Origin of the sequence: Neopusillimonas aromaticivorans, from assembly GCF_030344915.1 — a bacterium.
Taxonomy (GTDB): Bacteria; Pseudomonadota; Gammaproteobacteria; order Burkholderiales; family Burkholderiaceae_B; genus Neopusillimonas; species Neopusillimonas aromaticivorans.
Window position 1 is genome coordinate 2,676,670 of the sequence record NZ_CP128233.1, and the last position, 18,639, is coordinate 2,695,308.

General features: G+C 58.4%; 18 protein-coding genes and 4 pseudogenes. 13 read left to right on the forward strand and 9 right to left on the reverse strand.

From position 1 onward, the window contains the following. Positions 1 to 4: 4 nt before the first annotated feature. From N7E01_RS14750 to N7E01_RS14770, 5 genes are all read left to right on the forward strand, one after another. Positions 5 to 1,423: a DUF6844 domain-containing protein gene (locus tag N7E01_RS14750; RefSeq protein WP_289173415.1), complete on the forward strand. Its 1,419-nt coding sequence runs from the start codon at positions 5 to 7 to the stop codon at positions 1,421 to 1,423. Between the two features lie 29 nt (positions 1,424 to 1,452). Continuing rightward, positions 1,453 to 2,319, forward strand: coding sequence for a hypothetical protein (locus N7E01_RS14755; protein WP_289173416.1), 867 nt, complete (start codon positions 1,453 to 1,455; stop codon positions 2,317 to 2,319). Next, the gene (locus N7E01_RS14760; RefSeq protein ID WP_289173417.1) at positions 2,316 to 2,708 is read left to right on the forward strand and encodes a hypothetical protein; all 393 of its coding nucleotides are present in this window, start codon (positions 2,316 to 2,318) and stop codon (positions 2,706 to 2,708) included. Before N7E01_RS14755 ends, N7E01_RS14760 begins: the two co-directional genes overlap by 4 nt. Positions 2,709 to 2,812: 104 nt before the next feature. After that, the gene (locus tag N7E01_RS14765; RefSeq protein ID WP_289173418.1) at positions 2,813 to 3,031 is read left to right on the forward strand and encodes a hypothetical protein; all 219 of its coding nucleotides are present in this window, start codon (positions 2,813 to 2,815) and stop codon (positions 3,029 to 3,031) included. Next, positions 2,995 to 3,555 (forward strand): ion channel, encoded by a 561-nt coding sequence (locus N7E01_RS14770; protein WP_289173419.1) that lies wholly within the window; start codon positions 2,995 to 2,997, stop codon positions 3,553 to 3,555. Before N7E01_RS14765 ends, N7E01_RS14770 begins: the two co-directional genes overlap by 37 nt. 156 nt (positions 3,556 to 3,711) lie before the next feature. Here the strand turns inward: N7E01_RS14770 and N7E01_RS19045 are convergent, their stop codons facing one another. Next, on the reverse strand, positions 3,712 to 4,086 hold the full coding sequence (locus N7E01_RS19045; RefSeq protein ID WP_350494868.1) for a type 1 periplasmic-binding domain-containing protein: 375 nt from the start codon (positions 4,084 to 4,086) through the stop codon (positions 3,712 to 3,714). Further along, the gene (locus N7E01_RS14775) at positions 4,004 to 4,855 is read right to left on the reverse strand and encodes an ABC transporter substrate-binding protein (RefSeq protein ID WP_350494869.1); all 852 of its coding nucleotides are present in this window, start codon (positions 4,853 to 4,855) and stop codon (positions 4,004 to 4,006) included. Before N7E01_RS14775 ends, N7E01_RS19045 begins: the two co-directional genes overlap by 83 nt. A 256-nt stretch (positions 4,856 to 5,111) precedes the next feature. Here N7E01_RS14775 and N7E01_RS14780 point away from each other — a divergent pair, with 256 nt between their 5' ends. The 8 genes and pseudogenes from N7E01_RS14780 to N7E01_RS19545 all read left to right on the forward strand — a co-directional run bounded on the left by N7E01_RS14780 (position 5,112) and on the right by N7E01_RS19545 (position 11,858). Next, positions 5,112 to 5,516 (forward strand): MarR family winged helix-turn-helix transcriptional regulator, encoded by a 405-nt coding sequence (locus N7E01_RS14780; RefSeq protein WP_289173420.1) that lies wholly within the window; start codon positions 5,112 to 5,114, stop codon positions 5,514 to 5,516. 245 nt (positions 5,517 to 5,761) lie between these two features. Then, positions 5,762 to 6,682, forward strand: a complete 921-nt coding sequence (locus N7E01_RS14785; RefSeq protein WP_289173421.1) for an energy transducer TonB — start codon at positions 5,762 to 5,764, stop codon at positions 6,680 to 6,682. A gap of 8 nt (positions 6,683 to 6,690) precedes the next feature. Continuing rightward, positions 6,691 to 7,632, forward strand: coding sequence for a MotA/TolQ/ExbB proton channel family protein (locus N7E01_RS14790; RefSeq protein ID WP_289173422.1), 942 nt, complete (start codon positions 6,691 to 6,693; stop codon positions 7,630 to 7,632). Between the two features lie 161 nt (positions 7,633 to 7,793). Further along, complete coding sequence (locus N7E01_RS14795; RefSeq protein ID WP_434089524.1) at positions 7,794 to 8,189, forward strand: ExbD/TolR family protein; 396 nt, start codon at positions 7,794 to 7,796, stop codon at positions 8,187 to 8,189. Continuing rightward, on the forward strand, positions 8,170 to 8,841 hold the full coding sequence (locus N7E01_RS14800) for a response regulator (RefSeq protein WP_289173423.1): 672 nt from the start codon (positions 8,170 to 8,172) through the stop codon (positions 8,839 to 8,841). Before N7E01_RS14795 ends, N7E01_RS14800 begins: the two co-directional genes overlap by 20 nt. 75 nt (positions 8,842 to 8,916) lie before the next feature. After that, positions 8,917 to 9,921 carry a sensor histidine kinase gene (locus tag N7E01_RS14805; RefSeq protein ID WP_350494870.1) on the forward strand — a complete coding sequence of 335 codons (1,005 nt, stop codon included), beginning with the start codon at positions 8,917 to 8,919 and terminating at the stop codon, positions 9,919 to 9,921. A 53-nt stretch (positions 9,922 to 9,974) separates the two neighbouring features. Further along, a pseudogene (locus N7E01_RS14810) lies at positions 9,975 to 11,252 on the forward strand (KUP/HAK/KT family potassium transporter); the annotation flags it as partial. A 75-nt stretch (positions 11,253 to 11,327) separates the two neighbouring features. Next, positions 11,328 to 11,858, forward strand: coding sequence for a KUP/HAK/KT family potassium transporter (locus N7E01_RS19545; protein WP_434089588.1), 531 nt, complete (start codon positions 11,328 to 11,330; stop codon positions 11,856 to 11,858). A 96-nt stretch (positions 11,859 to 11,954) separates the two neighbouring features. On the opposite strand, the gene N7E01_RS14815 is transcribed toward N7E01_RS19545, so the two are convergent. The 7 genes and pseudogenes from N7E01_RS14815 to N7E01_RS14845 all read right to left on the reverse strand — a co-directional run bounded on the left by N7E01_RS14815 (position 11,955) and on the right by N7E01_RS14845 (position 18,521). Further along, on the reverse strand, positions 11,955 to 12,395 hold the full coding sequence (locus N7E01_RS14815; RefSeq protein ID WP_289173424.1) for a hypothetical protein: 441 nt from the start codon (positions 12,393 to 12,395) through the stop codon (positions 11,955 to 11,957). A 152-nt stretch (positions 12,396 to 12,547) separates the two neighbouring features. Continuing rightward, complete coding sequence (gene mnhG / locus N7E01_RS14820; protein WP_289173425.1) at positions 12,548 to 12,874, reverse strand: monovalent cation/H(+) antiporter subunit G; 327 nt, start codon at positions 12,872 to 12,874, stop codon at positions 12,548 to 12,550. After that, complete coding sequence (locus tag N7E01_RS14825) at positions 12,871 to 13,155, reverse strand: K+/H+ antiporter subunit F (protein ID WP_289173426.1); 285 nt, start codon at positions 13,153 to 13,155, stop codon at positions 12,871 to 12,873. The genes mnhG and N7E01_RS14825 overlap by 4 nt, the downstream gene beginning before the upstream one ends. Next, positions 13,152 to 13,513, reverse strand: a pseudogene (locus N7E01_RS14830) (Na+/H+ antiporter subunit E). The gene N7E01_RS14825 and the pseudogene N7E01_RS14830 overlap by 4 nt, the downstream one beginning before the upstream one ends. Before the next feature lie 127 nt (positions 13,514 to 13,640). Further along, a pseudogene (locus tag N7E01_RS14835) lies at positions 13,641 to 15,263 on the reverse strand (monovalent cation/H+ antiporter subunit D). Further along, positions 15,260 to 15,604 (reverse strand): Na+/H+ antiporter subunit C, encoded by a 345-nt coding sequence (locus tag N7E01_RS14840; protein ID WP_289173427.1) that lies wholly within the window; start codon positions 15,602 to 15,604, stop codon positions 15,260 to 15,262. The pseudogene N7E01_RS14835 and the gene N7E01_RS14840 overlap by 4 nt, the downstream one beginning before the upstream one ends. Next, a pseudogene (locus N7E01_RS14845) lies at positions 15,604 to 18,521 on the reverse strand (monovalent cation/H+ antiporter subunit A). The gene N7E01_RS14840 and the pseudogene N7E01_RS14845 overlap by 1 nt, the downstream one beginning before the upstream one ends. Positions 18,522 to 18,639 lie beyond the last annotated feature (118 nt).

The window sequence follows — 18,639 nt, forward strand, 5'->3', positions numbered from 1 at the left end:
CCACATGAAACCAAAACTGATCACGATCGTTGCGGCACTGGTTTTGGCCAATACACCTGTTCATGCCCAGGAGCAGCAGTTGGCCATGGGGTTTGTCACGACACCTGAAACAGTGCTTGAGCAGGCGACACCGGCTACTGCCGATGTTTCGATCAAGCCAGTGAATTTCAGCCAATGGGTGCGGGACTTCGAGCGCCAGTACCAGCCAGTGGGGCAGGTGGCCAATGGTCGCATGTTTTTCAGCGGCCAGTCGGAAGTACGTGTCGGGCCGCTGGACCCCAATTTTGGTAAAGAGCTGGCGCTGGCTTATGAAAAAGCCATGTTTGACATGCGTGCCGATTTCATTCTGCAAACTTATGGTCGCCTGACGACACGCACTATTCGTGAAATCTATCAGAATGATTCAAGCAATGCCGATCAGTTCGACCCGGTCGAGCTCCAGAATGCCGGTGAGGCGGGTGGTGGCAAACTAGAGGCGATACTGGACAAGGCGATTACCCTGATCGATAAATCGCTTGATAACGCCCTCATCGAGCAAGGGTTGCCTGCCGATCAGGTGCAAAAAATGTCGATCGAGCAGAAACGCACCAACTATAAAAACAATATCAAGAAAGAAATGGTGAAGTCGGCCTACCGGAATATGCAGGGTTTGGTCCCGGTACAGACCCGGTTTTTCACGACCGACACGCAAAACGGCACACTGGTTACGGTTGGCATCATTGCGGTTCAGTCTGAAAAGACCCGTCAGTTTGCGTTGGACATGAGTCGCAAGCGTCCGTCCAATGTTACAGGGACACCCAAGAAGCTGGCTGATCTGTTGCCTGCGAAAGACTCAGATTACCTTGATGAAATCGGTTTGCGTTTCAGTTACGACGAGCAGGGCCGTCCGATGTTGTTGTCGTATGGCCGCTATTCGTTATCGGTTTCTCCCGATTGGAAACCAGCGCGTGTATTTCGTGCAACCCAGAATGCCACCTCGATGGCTCAAACGCTGGCGGAAGCCAGTATTGTCGAGTTCATGAACACGAATATGCAGGTCAGTGAAACGGCTTTGACCGGTGCGCAGGAAGAGGAAATCGTTGGCCAACTGACACATTTCGAAAATGGTACCCAGACGGGTGTTGAGCAAACAAAGTCGGATATCGGTGAGACGTTAAGCACATTGCTGAAGTCGGGGCAAGCCTCTGCATCAGGTGATTTACGTGGGTCTTCGGTTGTATCGCGCTGGGAGCAACCCGATGAAAACAACACTATTCATGTCGGTGCTGTGGTGACCTGGACGTACGATCAACTGGCGAATGCCAACGCTATCGATGCACAGGGCCGGGGGCAAGCAGCGTCAGGTCAGGGCAGCGCAACCTCGACAACCGCCAACCCGATCAACCGGGGCTCAAAGGCCATTAATCGTCCTGACGATTTTTGAGTTGTCGCCGCTTTCGGCAGGAGATCAGTATGAGTGCAGTGATTCGTGCAATGGTCATGGCTATTGCTCTGTTCTGGACGGTGGTGTCGCCAGTTTTCGCGCAGGTCACCGAAGCCCAAACTACGGCCAGTGCCAGTGGTTTGACCCGTGAAGAAGCGATTCAATCGGCGTTGGTGCAAGCGGCCGGCCAGGCTTTTGGCATTCAGTTACAGGCCTTCACCCAGGTTGAGTCTGTTTCGGCTGAGGCTTCGGTCAACAATCAGGATGAGAGTCTTTATCTGTCGTCGATCAATAAACAGGTGCAACAACAGATCAATTCACCGTCAAATAGCCCGATTCTTGGGTATGTGGTTGATCAAGCGGTTGCCATGCTGACCGGCGGGTGGGAGGCAACCGTTACGCTTCGTTATGCCCAATATAGCCAGGTCGGCGCCCCTAGCGAGCGGCGCACGGCGGTGGTGGTTGCACAAGATAAACGTTACCGTGACATGTTGCTGGCGCAGGTCGAGCAAGCGCTGGTGGCCAGTCGGCGCTTCGATGTGCTGAGTCGGGACAAACAAGCCGCGTTTGACCGTGAAATTGCGTTTGTCGAAAGTGATAACGCCAGTCAGATTGAGGTGGCCCGGCTGGGCCGCGCCGCAGGGGCTGATTACCTTGTTGTCGTGCAGTTTCAAAACCTGGGCATTGCCAATAACCAGCGTGAAACGATCCGCATGACGGGCGAGGTACTGGTCAAAAGTTCGGTCAGCGGGGTGCTGAAGCTTGATGTCATCGAATTTTCCAGTCGCAAGGTGAAGTGGTCGGGCACAGAAAAGTTTGGTGCTACGTTTCAGGGGCCAGCAGCGTGGGTTCAGGTACGTTGGCCAATTTGGTCAGTCGTGCTGCAGACACGTTGATTGATCGTATGGTTGCAGGTATTTATCCCATTCGTGTCGTAAAGGTCATGGGCAGTTCGATGGCGATTTTGAATCGTGGCGAAGGCAGTATCAACAAGGGTGAAAAATACGCGGTTTTCATGATGGGTGAAGATTTGATGGACCCGCAAAGCGGCGAGTCATTGGGCCCTATGGAAGTAGATGTCGGAATCGGCACCGTTGTCGATGTGAAGCCCAAGTTTTCGACCTTGAAAATGGATTCGGGTACGCTTGAGGAGGACCTGAACTACGTTGCTCGCAAGACCAGCAGTGCTGCGGCTCCATCCAAACCGCCCAGCCGGCCAGCACGAAACAATGCGGCCAATGCCAAGCCGGCAGAACCCAGCCGCAAGAATGTCTTTCTGAATTAGCGGTATTCGGTCAGGCATCCTGATGGTTACACTGTGGGCTCCGGGGCTTTAATGCGTCGGAGCCCATTACTATTGGAACCTCGTTTTTTCGTCAGGATATCGTCGTGATAACCGCTACGCTCGCCATTAACCCAACAGAAGCGCGTTGGAAAAGCGCTATGGCCAAGGTGCTGAATTTGTTCGGTGTTCTGGCTTCGTTGGTGCTGATCACCAGCATTTCATTTGAGGCGTTGACCAACGCGGCGTTTACCGGTGATACGGTGTATACCCGCATCCAGCTGGGCGTATGCCTTTATTTTTGCTGGACTTTTTCCTGCTGCTGATCGTTGCGCCGAACCGGTTGCGCTTTTTTGCTCGCAACTTTGTGCTTATTTTGCTGTCAGTGCCCTATGCGTGGCTGATTGACCGCTTTTCGTACGAACTGTCCAGCGAAGCGTTGTATGTGATTCATTTTATGCCGATTGTACGGGGCGGGGTGGCGTTGGCGGTGCTGGTCAGAATGGTGGTCAGCAACCGCATCTCCGGGCTGTTCATTGTGTATCTGGCGCTGTTTTTTGCCATCAGCTATTTCCAGACACTGATTTTTTATGTCTTCGAGGCGGGCGTGAACCCGTCGGTCACGTCGTATGCCGATGCACTGTGGTGGGCCTCGATGACAGTGACTACGGTGGGGTCAAACATCATTCCGGTAACCACCATCGGCAAGCTGGCTACGGCGACGCTGGCTGTGGTCGGGATGACCACCTTCCCGATTTTCACAGCCTACATTACCGCGTTGGTGCATAACTTCAATGACCGCGAGAAAAAGCGGTTACAGGCTGTCAAGAATGCCGCCGCCCGTGCATAAGACCTGGTGACGCCACTGGTGGTCAAGTCATCAAGAGTAGCGTTGCTTTGGCCAATACAAAAAGACATCAGAACCAGCAGTCTGGTCCTGATGTCTTGAGTGCCGGGGAGTATCGCGACACGCCGGTCGTGCGTATCGCGATGTACGTGTGGAAGCTTACCGTGCTGCAGCAAATGCGCCGTCTTTAATGGTCAGCATCATTTGGGCTTTCTTGTCGAAACCGAAGTGGTCATCTTTGGTGTAGGTCAGAACGCCCTGGGTAACCGGGATGCTGCCATGGTTCTCAAGCGCGTCTTTCAGTGCCACACGGAATTCCTCGGTGCCGGGTTTGGCCTTTTGCATGGCCACGGGTACGGCCTTGTCCAGCACCAGGTAAGCATCGTAGGCGTGAGCGGCAAACTGGTTGCGGGTGCCGGCACCATATTTGGCTTCATAGGCGTTGACGAAGTCAGTGGCGATTTTTTCGAGGGTGGTCGGCGGGCAGGCCCTCGGGCAGTACGGCCAGGCCCGACACGACGAACGAACCTTCAACGGCCTTGCCGCCCAGGCGGATCAGGTCGCGCGAAGCGGCGCTGTGTGTTTGGTACACCTTGCCTTTGAAACCACGCTCGACCACCGTGGTGTGAGGCATGGCGGCGCCGCTGCCCGAGGCCACGATCAGAATGGCATCGGGGTTGGTGCCGATGGCCTTCAGGGCTTGGGCGGTAACGCTGGTGTCGGCGCGGGCGTAGCGTTCGGCGGTGGTGATGCTGATGCCGGCTTCTTTGGCCAGACGGCTCAGGTCGCGCAGCCAAAGGTCACCATAGGCGTCGTTGTAGCCGATGAACGCAAAGTTCTTGATGCCGCGAGCCTTCATGTCGTCAATGACGCCGCCGGCCATAACCGATGTTGACTGGGGCAGACGGAATGTCCAGGTGCCTTTGCCCTCGGGGAACTCAGCAGGCGCGGCGGCCAGCTGCACGGTTTTGGCGGCGGCCGCCACTTCGCCCATGGCGATGGCCGGGGTGGTGGTGCTGGAACCAATGATCAGATCGACTTTGTCTTCATTGACAAGTTTTTCGACGTTTTTCTGTGCTCGCGCAGGGTCACTGCCATCATCCAATGTAATGAAAGTGATTTTTTCACCATTGATGTTGTCAGGCCATAGGGCAAAGCCGGTGTTGACGGGGATGCCCAGGCCCGATGCGGGGCCGGTCAGTGACAAAACGACACCGATTTTGATGTCGGCCAGTGCCGGGCCTGAAGCCAGGCCCAGACCCAATGCGGCGGCGAGCAAAGAAGTTTTTAAAATACGTTTCATGATGTTTGTCTCCGAAGGCTGATGAACAGAATTGACCAGCGGTTTTTATTAGTGATGCAACCGTTTTGGCCAGATTGGCATAAGGTGCGCTATATCAGATTACCTGACATAACCCGTATACTACATTCTGTTAATCCGTCGGGCAACTCCCATTAATCACTCCCTGCTTTCTACCCGGAAAATCCATGGCTACGAATAAACTGGCGGCTGCGCAGCGGCCTCCGGCATTGCCTATCTGATCGGTCGCCTTGACCGCATGCTCAGCCGCAAGATTCGCGAACGCGTTGCGGCGCATGGGCTGACGGCCGCCCAATACACGGCCTTGTCGGTGTTTCGGGCCTATGGCCATATGTCCAATGCCCAGTTGGCCGAACGCTCGCTGATTTCGCCGCAATCGGCCAACGAAATGGTCAATGTCATGGTCAGCAAGGGCTGGATTGCGCGCCAGGCCGACGCGGTGCAGGGTCGGGTGATTCCCATTGGTTTGACGGATGCCGGCCTTGCGCTTATGGCGCAGTGTGATCAGGCAGTGGCGGGGATCGAGGCCGAAATGCTGGCTGAGCTGTCTGATGAGGAAGTAGACGCGCTGCAAACGCGTTTGAAGGGGCTGGTGCGGGTATTGAAGGAAAAGCCCGCACGTAAAGGGCGCAGGGCGGTGTAAATGTCGGGATATATCCGGGTACGGTGTATAGCCTGGATTTCTGTCCGGGCCTGATGCGCTAAAGAACTAAAATCGGCAGGATTCCTGGCTGGTCTGGGCGTTATGTCATGCGTTAAATCCGTATTCAATATTGCGAATAATTCGCATTTCTGTTATTGTTGCAAACCTGTTACTGGGTGGATTGTCGATAGGTATTGCTTTCAGCCCTATGTGCAGGCCTTTCAACTCGCGTCCGTTGTCTCTACATGTCGCTTCGCTCCAGTGGTCTACCGTATCCGTCTGCAGTCACAAGAGTTGCCGCCGTCGCCGGTGTGGCGGGGGTGCATCTGGCGGTTGCTGCGGCCATCTGGTTATCGGCTTCGCACGATTCTGCGCCTGAAATGCCGGAAATGGCTTCGATTCAGTTCGTCGAGATTTCCGAGGACTTTGTGGACGCGATGCCGGCGCAAGCCGCGTCTCAGGTTGCCATGGCACCGATACCGCCTGAACGCGAGATCACACCCGAGCCGGAATCCGAGATCGCGCCACCTGTTGAACCCGAAGTGGTACCCGAGCCCGAAGTCGTTCCTGAGCCTGAATCAGAAACCATTCCCGAGCCTGAGTCATTGCCAGAACCTGTTTCCGAGCCGGAAATGGTTGCTCCTGAACCTGAGCCCAAACCCAAGCCAGAACCCAAGCCTAAGCCCGAACCCAAGTCCGAACCCAAGCCAGAACCAAAGCCAGAACCGAAACCAAAGCCTAAACCCAAGGCCGAGCCGAAATCCAAACCACAGCCCGCACCCGCCACCTCGTCGGCACCAGCAGAGTCTGTTGCGGCCGCCCCTTCCGGGCTGGCCAGCGCTCCGGCGTCGCCTGCAGCGCCTGCGGCCCCGGCCGACTCAAACACACCGCGTTTCATCAGCCAGGTGGATTACGCCGGCCGTCGCCCGGTGCCGGAATACCCGCGGGCTTCCGTGCGTCGTGGTGAGACGGGCCGTGTTCTGGTACGCGTACTGATTTCGCCGACGGGCTCGGTGCAAGACGCCAGCGTGCGCACGTCGTCCGGACACAGCCGCCTGGACGAGGCGGCGGTCAAGGCCGCAAAGACGGCGCGCTTCAAACCGTACATTGAAAACGGCGTGGCCAGGCCCGCGCTTGCCGATATTCCATTTGATTTCGTTTTATAGGAACGTGTATGTCTGATTTATTGCAAACTGCATGGATGATGCTTGCCCAGGTGGCGCAAGACAGCGCGAGCCTTGCCGGTGCTGCCCAGGTCACCCAGGAGGCGGTGGCAACGGCGGGAGCTGCCGCCCAACTTGGCCGGGAAGCGGCTGCCAGTGCGAGTGCCGTTGCCCAGCTTGCGGCTCCGGTCATACCGGCGGCGCCTGCACCGCATCAGCCGGGCATGCTCGATTTTGTTGCGCAAACCGATGTGGTGGGCAAGACACTGTTCGGCATTCTGGTCCTGATGTCGATGGTCAGCTGGTACCTGATTTTCGTGAAATCGCTTTCGAACTGGCGTATCCGTCGCCTGTCCACGCGGTTTCTGCGCGAGTTCTGGGCGGCCAGTTCGCTGGAGCAGGTCGAAAACGAAATTGCTACCCATGGCGCCAACGAGCCGTTTTCACACCTGGCCAGTCACGCCATTCACGCGCGCAACCATCATGTCAAATATGGTGCGGTCCGGCTGGAAGAAAAAGGGTCGACCAGTGCGTTCATAACGCGCACCCTTCGTAAAGTGATTGATGAAGAAACGGCACGTCTGGAAAACGGCCTGACGATTCTGGCCTCGATCGGTTCAACGGCACCGTTTGTCGGTCTGTTCGGCACCGTTTGGGGTGTTTACCATGCCCTGATCGGCATTGGCCTGTCAGATGGGGTATCGGTGAACCGCATCGCCGGGCCCGTGGGTGAAGCGCTGGTCATGACCGGGCTGGGCCTGGCCGTGGCGATTCCGGCCGTACTGGCGTACAACGCCTTTGTGCGCACCAATCGTGTGTACCTGGCGCAGCTTGACGCGTTTGCCCACGACCTGTTCACCTTCCTGTCGACCGGTCAACAAGTGACAGGCCAGCAGGGCCGTGGCAAGGGGCGTAATGGTCGTGTTGCACCCGATTCGACGCCGGTCGCCTGAACGCGTGGTGTGGCGCAGCCTGTCGGTTTTAAGTAAACAAGCAGTCAAGTAGCGCGGCCTGTCGGTCTCAAGCAAATAAGCAAACAATGTTCCAGGGAGCTTGCCATGGCATTTGGCAGTTTTGACAACAAAGGGGTGGCAACACCCTGTCTGAAATCAATATGGTGCCTCTTATCGATGTGATGCTGGTGTTGCTGGTCATTTTTATTGTGACGGCACCATTGCTTAGCCATTCCATCAAAATCAATGTACCCCAGGCCTCATCGCAGCCGGTACAGCAGCAGCCCGATGCCATCGACCTGGCCATTGATGCCAGCGGTCAGGTTTTCTGGAATGAAACGCCCGTCGCGCTCGAGGCCCTGCCTCAATTGATGACTGAGCAGGCCGCCAAGGCGCCGCAACCCAACTTGCACCTTCGCGCCGACATGGATACCCGTTATGAAACCCTGGCCAAGGTCATGGCCAGTGCCCGACAGGCAGGCCTTCAGAAGGTCGGTTTCATTACCCGACCCGCCGAAAAAGGACTAGAATCTGCGCATGCGAGTTCTGGTAATTGAAGACGACACCACATTGGGTCATGCCCTGCAAGAGTTTCTTGCCGGGCAGGGCTACGCGGTCGACTGGCTGTCGGCCGGTGCTACCGTGCCTGAAACCCTCGATCAGCAAGACTACGATTTGCTGTTGCTCGATCTGAATCTTCCCGATGGCAGCGGGCTCGATCTGCTCAAAGCGTTGCGCGCCAGCGGCCACCAGGTGTCGGTGCTCATCCTGACGGCCCGCGATGCCCTTGAAGACCGTGTGGCTGGCCTCGATGCCGGGGCTGACGACTACGTGACCAAGCCTTTTGAGCTGGCTGAACTGGCTGCCCGGGTGCGTGCATTTGCGCGTCGCCGCGTCGGCCAGGCACAACCCCAGCTTGAAGTGGGCCCCATGACGTTCGACATGGTGGGCCGTGAAGTGCGTATCCGTGGCGAACGGGTCAATCTGTCGGTGCGCGAACTGTCGGTGCTCGAAATGCTCATGGCGCGCGCCGGCCGGGTGGTCACCAAGCGCCAGATTGTCAACTCGCTGTCGGCCTGGGATGCCGATTTCAGCGAAAACGCGGTCGAAGTCTATATCTATCGCCTGCGCAAACGTCTGGAAGGTACCGGTGTGGGTATCCAGACCGTGCGTGGTTTCGGCTATCTGCTCGACGTTGAAGCCGGCTGAATTCACCTTTTTGCAACGGATTTTGCCGCGCGGCTCGCTGGCGCGGCACCTTACTTTCGGCTGCTGCCGCCCGTCATGGTGCTGGTCGCCATCGACCTGACCGTAACCTGGATCATCACCAGCCGTATCAATCTGGCGGTCTGGGTCTTGCGGGATATCTTCTGGATGATGCTGGCCGGGCAGGTCGTTCTCGTCGCCCTGATCGCCTGGGTCCTCATTGCCGGGGTGCGCAGCGGTTTGCGCTCGTTCAATCAACTGTCCGACGAAATCCGCGAGCGTTCCATTGATGATCTGAAGCCGCTGCGGGTAGATGGCGTGCCCGCAGAAATTGTGCCGGTTGTCGAGCACATCAATGATCTGCTGGTTCGCCTGAACAGTTCCATGCAAGCGCAAAAACGCTTCATCGGGTCGGCCGCCCATCAATTGCGCACACCATTAAGCGGGCTGAAACTGGAATGCGAGCTGATGCTGTCTCGTGATTTGCCCCTCGACATCCGCCAGCGCGCCGAGCGTATCAAGGCCGTTACCGACCGCATGATTCGTTTGGGCCAGCAACTGTTGGTGCTGGCGCGGGCTGATGCGACATTGGCCGTACAAGATGCATTCCGGCGCATCAATCTGTCGGAATGGGTACGTGAAAGTGCCGGTGAGTGGGTGCCCAAGGCGCGTCAGCATAACGTCGAATTGAACTTGCACGCACCAGACACGCCGGTCTGGATCGATGGTGACCCGCTGTTGCTGGAAGAGCTGTTGGCCAACCTGATGGATAATGCATTCCGGTATGGCAATGGCGCGACACAGATCAATTTGCACGTCGGCGCCAATCCGCCGTCGTTATCGGTTGAAGACAACGGGCCGGGTATTGCCGGGCCTGATCAGGTGCGGGTCTTTGATGCGTTCTATCGTGCGGCCGATGTCAAGACCGATGGCTCTGGCCTGGGGCTGGCGATTGTGCGCCAGATTGCCACGGCACATGGGGCCTGGTGGGGGCTGGCCAGCCGCCCCGAGTTCGATGGTACCCGCATCAGTATTGTTTTTCCCGGGCCTCGTCGTGGCGCCCGGCTCAGTCGCCATGACTAAGTCCTTCGACGTTGCCTACGTCGTTCAGGTTTCTGTCAACCTCGCCATTACGTATGATCGAACCCTCTCAATCTGAAAAAAACAGTCCTGGAAAGGCCCTGATCATTGGTGCCTTGGGCGTGGTTTACGGGGATATCGGGACCAGTCCCCTGTATACCGTGCGCGAATCGGTGGTGCGGTTCGAGAATTTCGGGGCGCCCGAAGTGCTGGGTGTGCTGTCCCTGTTGTTCTGGCTGCTGATGTTCGTGGTGTCGCTCAAGTATGTCACCCTGATGCTGCGTGCTGACAACCGGGGCGAGGGCGGGACATTGGCCCTGATGGAGCTGGCCGTGCGGGGCCTCAAGGGGCGCCGTCGCTGGGTCCTGACCGTGATGGGGCTGTTCGGGGCTTGCTTGTTCTACGGTGACAGCATTGTGACGCCTGCAATTTCCGTGCTGTCCGCGATTGAAGGGGTCAGTGTGGTGTCTGATACCTTCAGCGACTGGGTGGTGCCGATATCGGTGGGCTTGCTGGTGGGTCTGTTTGCGGTTCAGCGACGCGGCACCGGTGCGATCGGCAAGTATTTTGGTCCGATCATGCTGGTCTGGTTTACCGTGCTGGGGGTGCTGGGTGCCTGGCGGATTGCCCAGACCCCGAGATTTTGCTGGCCCTCAACCCGGTGTATGCCTGGCACCTGATAGCCAAGGCCCCGTTGGCCACCTACCTGTTGCTCGGGGCGGTGGTTCTGGCTCTGACGGGGGCTGAAACGCTGTACGCTGACATGGGACATTACGGACGTAAAGCCATTCGCCGCGCGTGGTTCGCGGTGGTGTTGCCGGGTTTGCTGCTGTGTTACTTTGGCCAGGGGCGTTGCTGATCGCCCAACCCGACGCCATCCGTAACCCGTTCTTCCTGATGGCGCCGTCGTGGGCCCTGATACCGCTGGTGGTGCTGGCGACAGCCGCGACAGTGATTGCGTCCCAGGCGGTCATCTCGGGCGCTTTTTCGGTCACGCGGCAAGCCATTCAGCTGGGCTTCTGGCCTCGTATGGAAATCCTGCATACGTCCGCGCGCGAAGAAGGGCAGATTTTTTGCCCCGCGTCAACCAGGGGTTGCTGATCGCGGTAGTGATTCTGGTGGTCGGCTTTGGTTCGTCGGCCGAATTGGCCAGTGCCTATGGCTTTGCCGTGACACTGACCATGTTGATGACGTCGTTGCTGGCATTTGCCGTATTGCCGGGCAAGGCGACCGGGCCACGCCGCGCACTATGGCTGGTTTTGCTGGGGCTGTTTCTGCTGGTCGATGTATTGCTGTTTTCGGCCAATATGCAGAAAATCCATGAGGGCGGCTGGTTGCCCTTGGGTGTTGCATTGGTGCTGTTGACCATGATGCTGACCTGGAAAACCGGGCGTGACCAGCTTCATGAAATGCTGGCGGGTGACCAGCAGCCGCTTGAAGCATTTATCCAGGGTCTTGAAGAATACCCGCCCAACCGGGTGCCCGGTACGGCGGTGTTCATGAGCATGATTGTCAACACCGTACCGCCAGCGTTGTTGCATAACCTCAAACATAACAAGGTATTGCATGAGCAAGTTTTGTTTGTCACCGTGGCCAGAGCCGATGCCCCTTATGTGACGTATAACGAGCGTTATACCTTGAAGCGTCTGGGCCGGTCGTCCTGGGAGGTGGTGGCCAAGTGGGGGTTCAAGCAAGAGCCGAATGTGCCGCAACTGTTGCAGCAACTGCGCGGTGAGCACCCGGAAATCAAGCTCGAACCGATGATGACGTCCTATTTTCTGTCGCGCCAGACCCTGATCGTGGGCAATAAAGAGCCCCTGCGCCGGCGCTGGCGCCGGCTGTTGTTTGCCTTTATGGCCCGTAACGCCGCACGCAGTACCCGTTTTTACAAAATTCCGCCCAATCAGGTCGTGGAAATGGGCATGCAGCTGGAAATTTGACGGCAATCAGGCCGCCAGCACCTTGACGGCAATTCACCGGCAAGTCATCGGCAAGTCATCGGCAAGTCATCGGCAAGTCATCGGCAAGTCATCGGCTCAGGGTCGTACCGGTGATGGAACTGCGGCTTCCGGCAACAAGGGCGTGGCGGGGGCAACCGGTTCGGGGGCCGGGATGATAATGGTGGTTTCACGCAAGACCCCGCCCTGGCTGACACTACCCCTGACCTGGGTGTTTTGCCCGGAAATCAACAGCAGGCAATCGGCGCGTTGCGTTTCGGGCAAGGCCATGCAGCGGGCGCGCTCGTTGGCCTGATAGTCGGTGCCGGCCCCATTGGTTAAGGTATTGGAACGGGCCGCCTGCAGCGCTGCAGCGGCTTCTTTTGCAGGCCTGAATATCAACCACCGACTGTTCCTGTTCGCAGCGCAACAGGTCTTGCTGATATTGTGCATTGGGGTCAAGGTTTTGCGCTCCGGCCAGGGGGCGGCTAGCGCTGCACCGGCGGTTGCTGCCGCTACGATGAGATGTCTGAAGTTCATTCGGATCTCCGTTAATGGAACAGAATACACGCTCATGGTACGCGCTCAGGGCCGGGTTTCCAAACCCTGAACGTAAGCGATTCTTGCGACGACGTCCGGCGGGTAGGCGAGGGCAGGCAAGGCCCCGCCGTTTGACCGGTCGGCGCACCTGGTCAGTTGTCGTCGGAAACCGGCTGACGGGGGTCGCGCCGTACGCCCGCCTGCATCAGCATGATGGCCGTGATGGGCGAGGTCACGATCAGGAAGAAGGTGATCAGCAGTTCGTGAACGACCGGGCGGTGCTGCAGGGCACTGGAAACCAGAGCTGAAGCTAGCAATACAAATGTGATGCCCAGCGTGTTGCCCAGTGTGGGGGCGTGCATGCGTGAATAAAAGCGGTTGAAACGAACCAGGCCAAGCGCGCCCGACAGGGTAAGGATGCCGCTGACGATCAGCAACAGGGTGGCCGGAATCGAGGCCCAGAGTGGCAGGCTGTTCATGGCTGGATGACCTCGCCTTTGTACAGGAACTTGGCCATGACGGTTGAACTGAAAAAACCGAACAGGGCCATCAGCAGGGCAATGTCAAAGTAGACGCTGGTAGCAAAATGCACTCCCAGGACCAGCACAATGGAAATGCCATTGATGAACATGGTGTCAACCGCCAGCACCCGATCTTGTGGTGTGGGGCCCATCATGAGCCGGAAGGTGGCGATGGCGAAGGCCAGTGCAAAGCAGGACAGGGCAAAGGTGCCGGCCCAAAGCAATACGGTATCCATCATTCGAAAATCTCCTTCAAGGGGCGTTCGTAACGGTTTTTGATCAGGTCAATCCAGTCTTGGGCGTCTTCCAGATCCAGCACATGCAAGGTCATGACCCCGCTTTTTCTGAATAACCCGACCAGACCGTGCCGGGGGTGTATGTGACAATGCAGGCCAGTGCCGCCAGCCCGTGCGGGTCGCGCAATTCAAGCGGAATCCGGATAAAGCCCGGCGTGTGGGTTTTAGGCTTGAACCAGATGATCTTGAATACGTCGATATTCGACTTGGTGATGTCGTAGCAGACGCAGAAAAAAGGCGCAGAATCGTCAGTGGCTTGCGGGGTTTCGAGCGCATGGGTCGTAACTTCATGGCCGCCCATGAGAGCAACAGCGATATGACGGCGCCGGCCACAATTTGAGACGGTTCGAGGGTTTGATTCAGCAACAGCCACAAGCCGGTCAGTAGTGCGGGCAGCAAAAGCCAGTTCAGCGTACAGGCGATGAATTTCATGGTTTGTCCCCCAATGTACGCACAGTGTCGTGGTTCAGCACCGCCTGAATATAGGTTTCGGGATGGCTCAGCGACACGGCGGTTTCGTTCATGAAGTCAAGCGTAGGGCCAGCCCAGACGGCCAGGCCCACACAGGCCAGAATCAGCGCGGCGACGGGCGCGGCCTCTGAGACGCGCAACCGTGGCGTCGTGGTTTCGTTGGCCCAGAACAGGCGAATGCCGGTACGGCCCAGGGCGATGATGCCGGCCAAGCTCGACAGCAGGACTACCGACATGAGCAACCAGGCGGCTACCCCGGTGTGGATTCTGATGTTTGCAAGGCGGCAGACAAGAGCGAAAACTTGGCCACAAACCCGGACAAGGGGGTAAGCCGGCAATCAGCAGCGCGCACGCGATGAAGCTGAGCCCCAGAAACGCCATGGCGGCCGGGATGGCGACACCGACAACGGTTTGTGTTTCGGTGTGCGCGTCGGGGTCATCAAGGTCGAACAGTTCCATACTGACGGCCAGCAGGTCGGCCCCGAAGGTGCGGGTTCGTTCGACCATTTCGATCAGCAGGAAAAACGCGGCGGTGGCCAGGACCGAATTGACGAGATAAAACAGGGCCGGACCGGTCATGGTGACGCCGGGCATCCCCAGCGCAGACAACAGGGTGCCTGATGAAATGATGACGCAGTAGGCGACGATCCGCTCGGTCTGGTAGGCGGCGACCAGGCCAATGGTGCCGAACATCAAGGTGGCCAGCCCGATCGGGTACATCCATTCACCCCCAAAGGCCGCCGGTGCCCCGGTGGGGAGCAACAATGAACCCAGCCGGACCAGGGCATAAATGCCGATTTTGGTCATGATGGCAAAGACGGCGGCAACCGGGGCGCAGGCAGTGGAATAGGCGGGCGCCAACCAGAAGTTCAGTGGCCAGGCACCGGCTTTGATCAGGAATGCGATGCCCAGAACGGCAGCGGCAGCCTCGAACAGTTCACGGTCACCTTCGTTAAGTTGACCGGCACGTACCGCCAGATCGGCCATGTTCAGGGTGCCAGTGACGCCGTAGATCAGGGCAATGGCAATCAACAGCAGCAGTGAGGCCACCAGGTTGATGGCGATGTAGTGCATCCCGGCAGTCACACGGTTCTCGCCGGACCCGTGCAACATCAAGCCATACGAGGCCGCCAGCAGCACCTCGAAGAACACAAACAGGTTGAACAGGTCGCCGGTGAGGAAGGCCCCGTTCAGACCCATGAGCAGGAACTGGAACAGGGGCAGGAAGTGCACCCTGCGCGCTCCCAGCGCGCGGTTGAATACATCAGGGTGGTCAGCCCCAGAAACGCGCTGAGGGTGAGCATGATGGCTGACAGCCGGTCAGCCACGGCGACAATGCCAAACGGTGCGGGCCAGTCGCCCAGCAGGTATACGGCGATGTTGTCGGGCCAGAGGTCAGGGCGGGCACCCGCCGTGACGCCCAGCAGCTGCACGGCCACCAGCAACTGCAGCAGGACCGAGGCAAAGGCAATGCCCAGTCGAAGACGTCGGTGCGCGTCTTTGACGAGAATCAGCAGCCCGCCTGCAAACAGGGGGATGACGACCGGAAAGATAGGTAGATGGACCAGCCAGTCAGTCACAGGTCGGCCTCCCCGCCATCAACGTGGTCGTTTCCGGCCAGCCCGCGCGCGGCCAGCAACACCACCAGAAACAGGGCGGTGGTGGCAAAGCTGATCACGATGGCGGTCAGTACCAGCGCTTGCGGGACCGGGTCGGCATACAGTGCGGGGTCTGACCCTCGTGCGGCGTCAATGACCGGTGGTGCGCCAATGGTGATACGACCCATTGAAAAAATGAACAGGTTTACGGCATAGGCCAGCAACGACAGCCCCATGATGACCTGGAAGGTGCGGGGGCGCAGAATGAGCCAGATGCCGGAACTGGTCAGAACCCCGATGGCCAGGGCAAGTACGATTTCCATTAGTGGGCTCCTTTGGGCGCCGGTTTACGGCGAAAACGCAGCGATTGGTGGGCCAGCGCGACCAGGATCAAGACCGTTGAGCCGATGACCAGCATATAGACGCCGATGTCAAAGATCAGGACGGTCGACAATTTGACGGTGCCAATAAGGGGCAGGGCCAGGTCGATCTTGAAGGCTGCCAGGAAGGGTCGGGCTACCCACCAGGCCGAAACGGCGGCCCCGCCGGCAATCAGGGCCCCCAGTGCCAAGCCAATACTGGGGCTTGATGTTCTGGCGCGCTTCAACCCACAGGGTTCCGCCCACCACGTATTGCAAAATGATGGCCGTGGCAAAGATCAGACCGGCCACAAAACCGCCGCCGGGCAGGTTGTGCCCACGCAGCAAGAAAAACACCGACACCAGCGCAGCCATGGGCAGCAGCAGACGCGCCAGTATGGCCGGTACCTTCATCGTGCCCTGCGGGGCCAGCAGCGTTTTGGGGTCGATGGGGTCAACCTCTGCCGGGGCATCGGTAGAGGCCCCTTTCTGGCGACGCAATGGGCCGTCCTTGATGGTCTCTGGTGGCGGACGGAACCGGCGCAGCAGTGCAAAAACGGTCATGGCCACAATGCCCAGCACGATGATTTCACCCAGCGTATCAAACGCCCGGAAATCGACCAGAATTACGTTGACCACATTGTTACCGTCCCCTTCGGGCAGCGCGTTTTCGACGAAGAAGGTTGCGATATCGTTGTTGTAGCCGCGTGTCATGACGGCATAGGCCAGTGTGGCAACGCCGATACCGCCCATGATCGCTACCAACAGATCGCGAGAACGCCGCAGCAGTGCCTTGGGCTGGTCGACGACGTAATTTTCTTCAGCCTTGACGCGTGGGGGCAACCAGCGCAGGCCAAGCAGGATCAGAACGACGGTCACGACCTCGACCGCAATCTGGGTCAGGGCCAGATCGGGTGCGGACAGCCACGCAAAGGTCATGGCGGTGATCAGCCCGGCGCCGCCCGACATGGCCAAGGCGGCCAGACGATGATATTTGGCCTGAACGGCGGCACCGATGGCACAGGCGCCACCAGCCAGCCATAGTGTCAGGAAGAACAGATCAACCGGCGTTGACCGTTGCGGGTCAAGCCAGCCCCCGACATCAGGGGCAGTGCGGCCACGGCGACCGATAAGGTCACCACCAGCAGCATCTGGCGTTGCAGGCGTGTGGTGGCGATCCAATCCATCAGGTAAGACGCCCCGGCGTCAATTTTTTCCAGCAGGGTTTCAAAGGTCTGACGCCCATTGAGGCGATAAATCGAAAAGCCGTCATTGTCCTGGTCATCGGCGCGTATGGTGCCGCGTGGACCCAGCAAGTGCCACAACAGCACGCCACCAAACAGGGCGACCAGACTCATGACCAGGGGCAGGTTGAAGCCATGCCAGATTTTCAGGCTGAACTCGGGCGAGGCGGCCCCCAGAATGGAATAGGTGGCCGAGTGCAGCAATGGCCCCAGCGTATAACGGGGGAAAATACCCACGACCAGGCAGGTGAGCACCAGCAGCCCGGCCGGCACCAGCATCCAGAAGGGCGGCTCGTGAGGCGCTTTGGGCAGATCTTTGGCCACCGGCCCAAAAACACCGACATGACCAGACGCAGCGAATAGGCCACGGCCATGGCGCCGGCCATGACGGCCGCCAGCGGCAGAACAATGGCCACGAACTCATCCTGGTCGGCCACCACGGCTTCGGCAAAGAACATTTCCTTGGACAAAAAGCCGTTCAACAGCGGCACCCCTGCCATGGCGGCCGAGGCGACGATAGCCAGGGTGGTGGTGATGGGCATGGCGTGGCGAAGCCCCGAGAGCCGGTTGATATCGCGGGTACCGGTTTCATGGTCAACGATACCGGCGGCCATGAACAGCGACGCCTTGAACGTGGCATGGTTCATCATGTGGAAAATCGCGGCCACCAGGGCCATGGTGCTGTTCATGCCCAGCAGCAAGGTGATCAGCCCCAGGTGTCCGATGGTGGAATAGGCCAGCACCCCTTTCAGATCTTGCTGAAAAATCGCGGCGTATGACCCCATGACCAGTGTGATCAACCCCGCTGAACTGATGATCCAGAACCATTCGTCGGTGCCGGCCAGTACCGGCCAGAAGCGGGCCAGCAGGAACACCCCGGCCTTGACCATGGTGGCCGAGTGCAGATAGGCCGATACGGGCGTGGGGGCCGCCATGGCGTTGGGCAGCCAGATATGAAACGGAAACTGTGCGCTTTTGGTCAGGGCGCCCAGCGCGACCAGCACCAGGATGCTGGTGTACCAAGGGTGGTTGCGTATCACTTCACCGGCTTTGAACACATCGTCAAGATCGTAGCTGCCGGCGATGTGGCCCAGCATCAGCATGCCGGCCAGCAGGCACAAGCCGCCCGCACCCGTGATGGTGAAGGCCATGCGTGCGCCGCGCCGGGCATCTTGCCGGTGGTTCCAGTAGGCGATCAGCATGAACGATGACAGGCTGGTCAATTCCCAGAAGACGGCCAGTTGTACCAGGTTGCCCGACATGACCACCCCCAGCATGGACCCCATGAACAGCTGGAAGAATGAAAAGAACCGTGGCACCGGGTCTTGCGGCGACATGTAATAGCGGGCATACAGCACCACCAGGGCTCCCATGACCGACACCAGCATGGCAAACAGCCAGGCATAGCCATCGATCCGCAGGGTAAAGTCGATTTCCATGGCCGAGGGGATCCAGGGGCGGACCTCTTTGATGACCAGGCCAGTGGAGACGGCGGGGTAGTACGTAGCCAGCATCACCGCGCACGTGACGGCGATGATACCGGCCAGCCACGCTTCGAGGTTGCGGGCGTTACCGGGCAGCAGGGCGGCCAGCAGGCTTCCGATGAAGGGCAGGGCGAGAATGAGGAGCAGCGACATCAAGCCTCGGGGATGTGTTGTTTTATTGCATTAAATAATACGATATCTTCAGCTGTTATTCAGACAAGAACGCAAAAAAGGCCGACGTTCGCGGCCTTTTTGTGTAAAAAGTGATTGC

Bases quoted from the DNA above. Each gene is read 5' to 3' on its own strand.
- N7E01_RS19545 (WP_434089588.1), top strand. From the start codon at position 11,328: ATGCTGGCGGGTGACCAGCAGCCGCTTGAAGCATTTATCCAGGGTCTT.
- N7E01_RS14825 (WP_289173426.1), bottom strand. From the start codon at position 13,155: ATGATGGATACCGTATTGCTTTGGGCCGGCACCTTTGCCCTGTCCTGC.
- N7E01_RS14780 (WP_289173420.1), top strand. From the start codon at position 5,112: ATGCTCAGCCGCAAGATTCGCGAACGCGTTGCGGCGCATGGGCTGACG.
- N7E01_RS14770 (WP_289173419.1), top strand. From the start codon at position 2,995: ATGCCTTTATTTTTGCTGGACTTTTTCCTGCTGCTGATCGTTGCGCCG.
- N7E01_RS14795 (WP_434089524.1), top strand. From the start codon at position 7,794: ATGGTGCCTCTTATCGATGTGATGCTGGTGTTGCTGGTCATTTTTATT.
- N7E01_RS14785 (WP_289173421.1), top strand. From the start codon at position 5,762: ATGTCGCTTCGCTCCAGTGGTCTACCGTATCCGTCTGCAGTCACAAGA.
- N7E01_RS14815 (WP_289173424.1), bottom strand. From the start codon at position 12,395: ATGAACTTCAGACATCTCATCGTAGCGGCAGCAACCGCCGGTGCAGCG.
- N7E01_RS14800 (WP_289173423.1), top strand. From the start codon at position 8,170: ATGCGAGTTCTGGTAATTGAAGACGACACCACATTGGGTCATGCCCTG.
- mnhG (WP_289173425.1), bottom strand. From the start codon at position 12,874: ATGAACAGCCTGCCACTCTGGGCCTCGATTCCGGCCACCCTGTTGCTG.
- N7E01_RS14840 (WP_289173427.1), bottom strand. From the start codon at position 15,604: ATGGAAATCGTACTTGCCCTGGCCATCGGGGTTCTGACCAGTTCCGGC.
- N7E01_RS14755 (WP_289173416.1), top strand. From the start codon at position 1,453: ATGAGTGCAGTGATTCGTGCAATGGTCATGGCTATTGCTCTGTTCTGG.
- N7E01_RS14790 (WP_289173422.1), top strand. From the start codon at position 6,691: ATGTCTGATTTATTGCAAACTGCATGGATGATGCTTGCCCAGGTGGCG.
- N7E01_RS14805 (WP_350494870.1), top strand. From the start codon at position 8,917: ATGGTGCTGGTCGCCATCGACCTGACCGTAACCTGGATCATCACCAGC.
- N7E01_RS14775 (WP_350494869.1), bottom strand. From the start codon at position 4,855: ATGAAACGTATTTTAAAAACTTCTTTGCTCGCCGCCGCATTGGGTCTG.
- N7E01_RS14750 (WP_289173415.1), top strand. From the start codon at position 5: ATGAAACCAAAACTGATCACGATCGTTGCGGCACTGGTTTTGGCCAAT.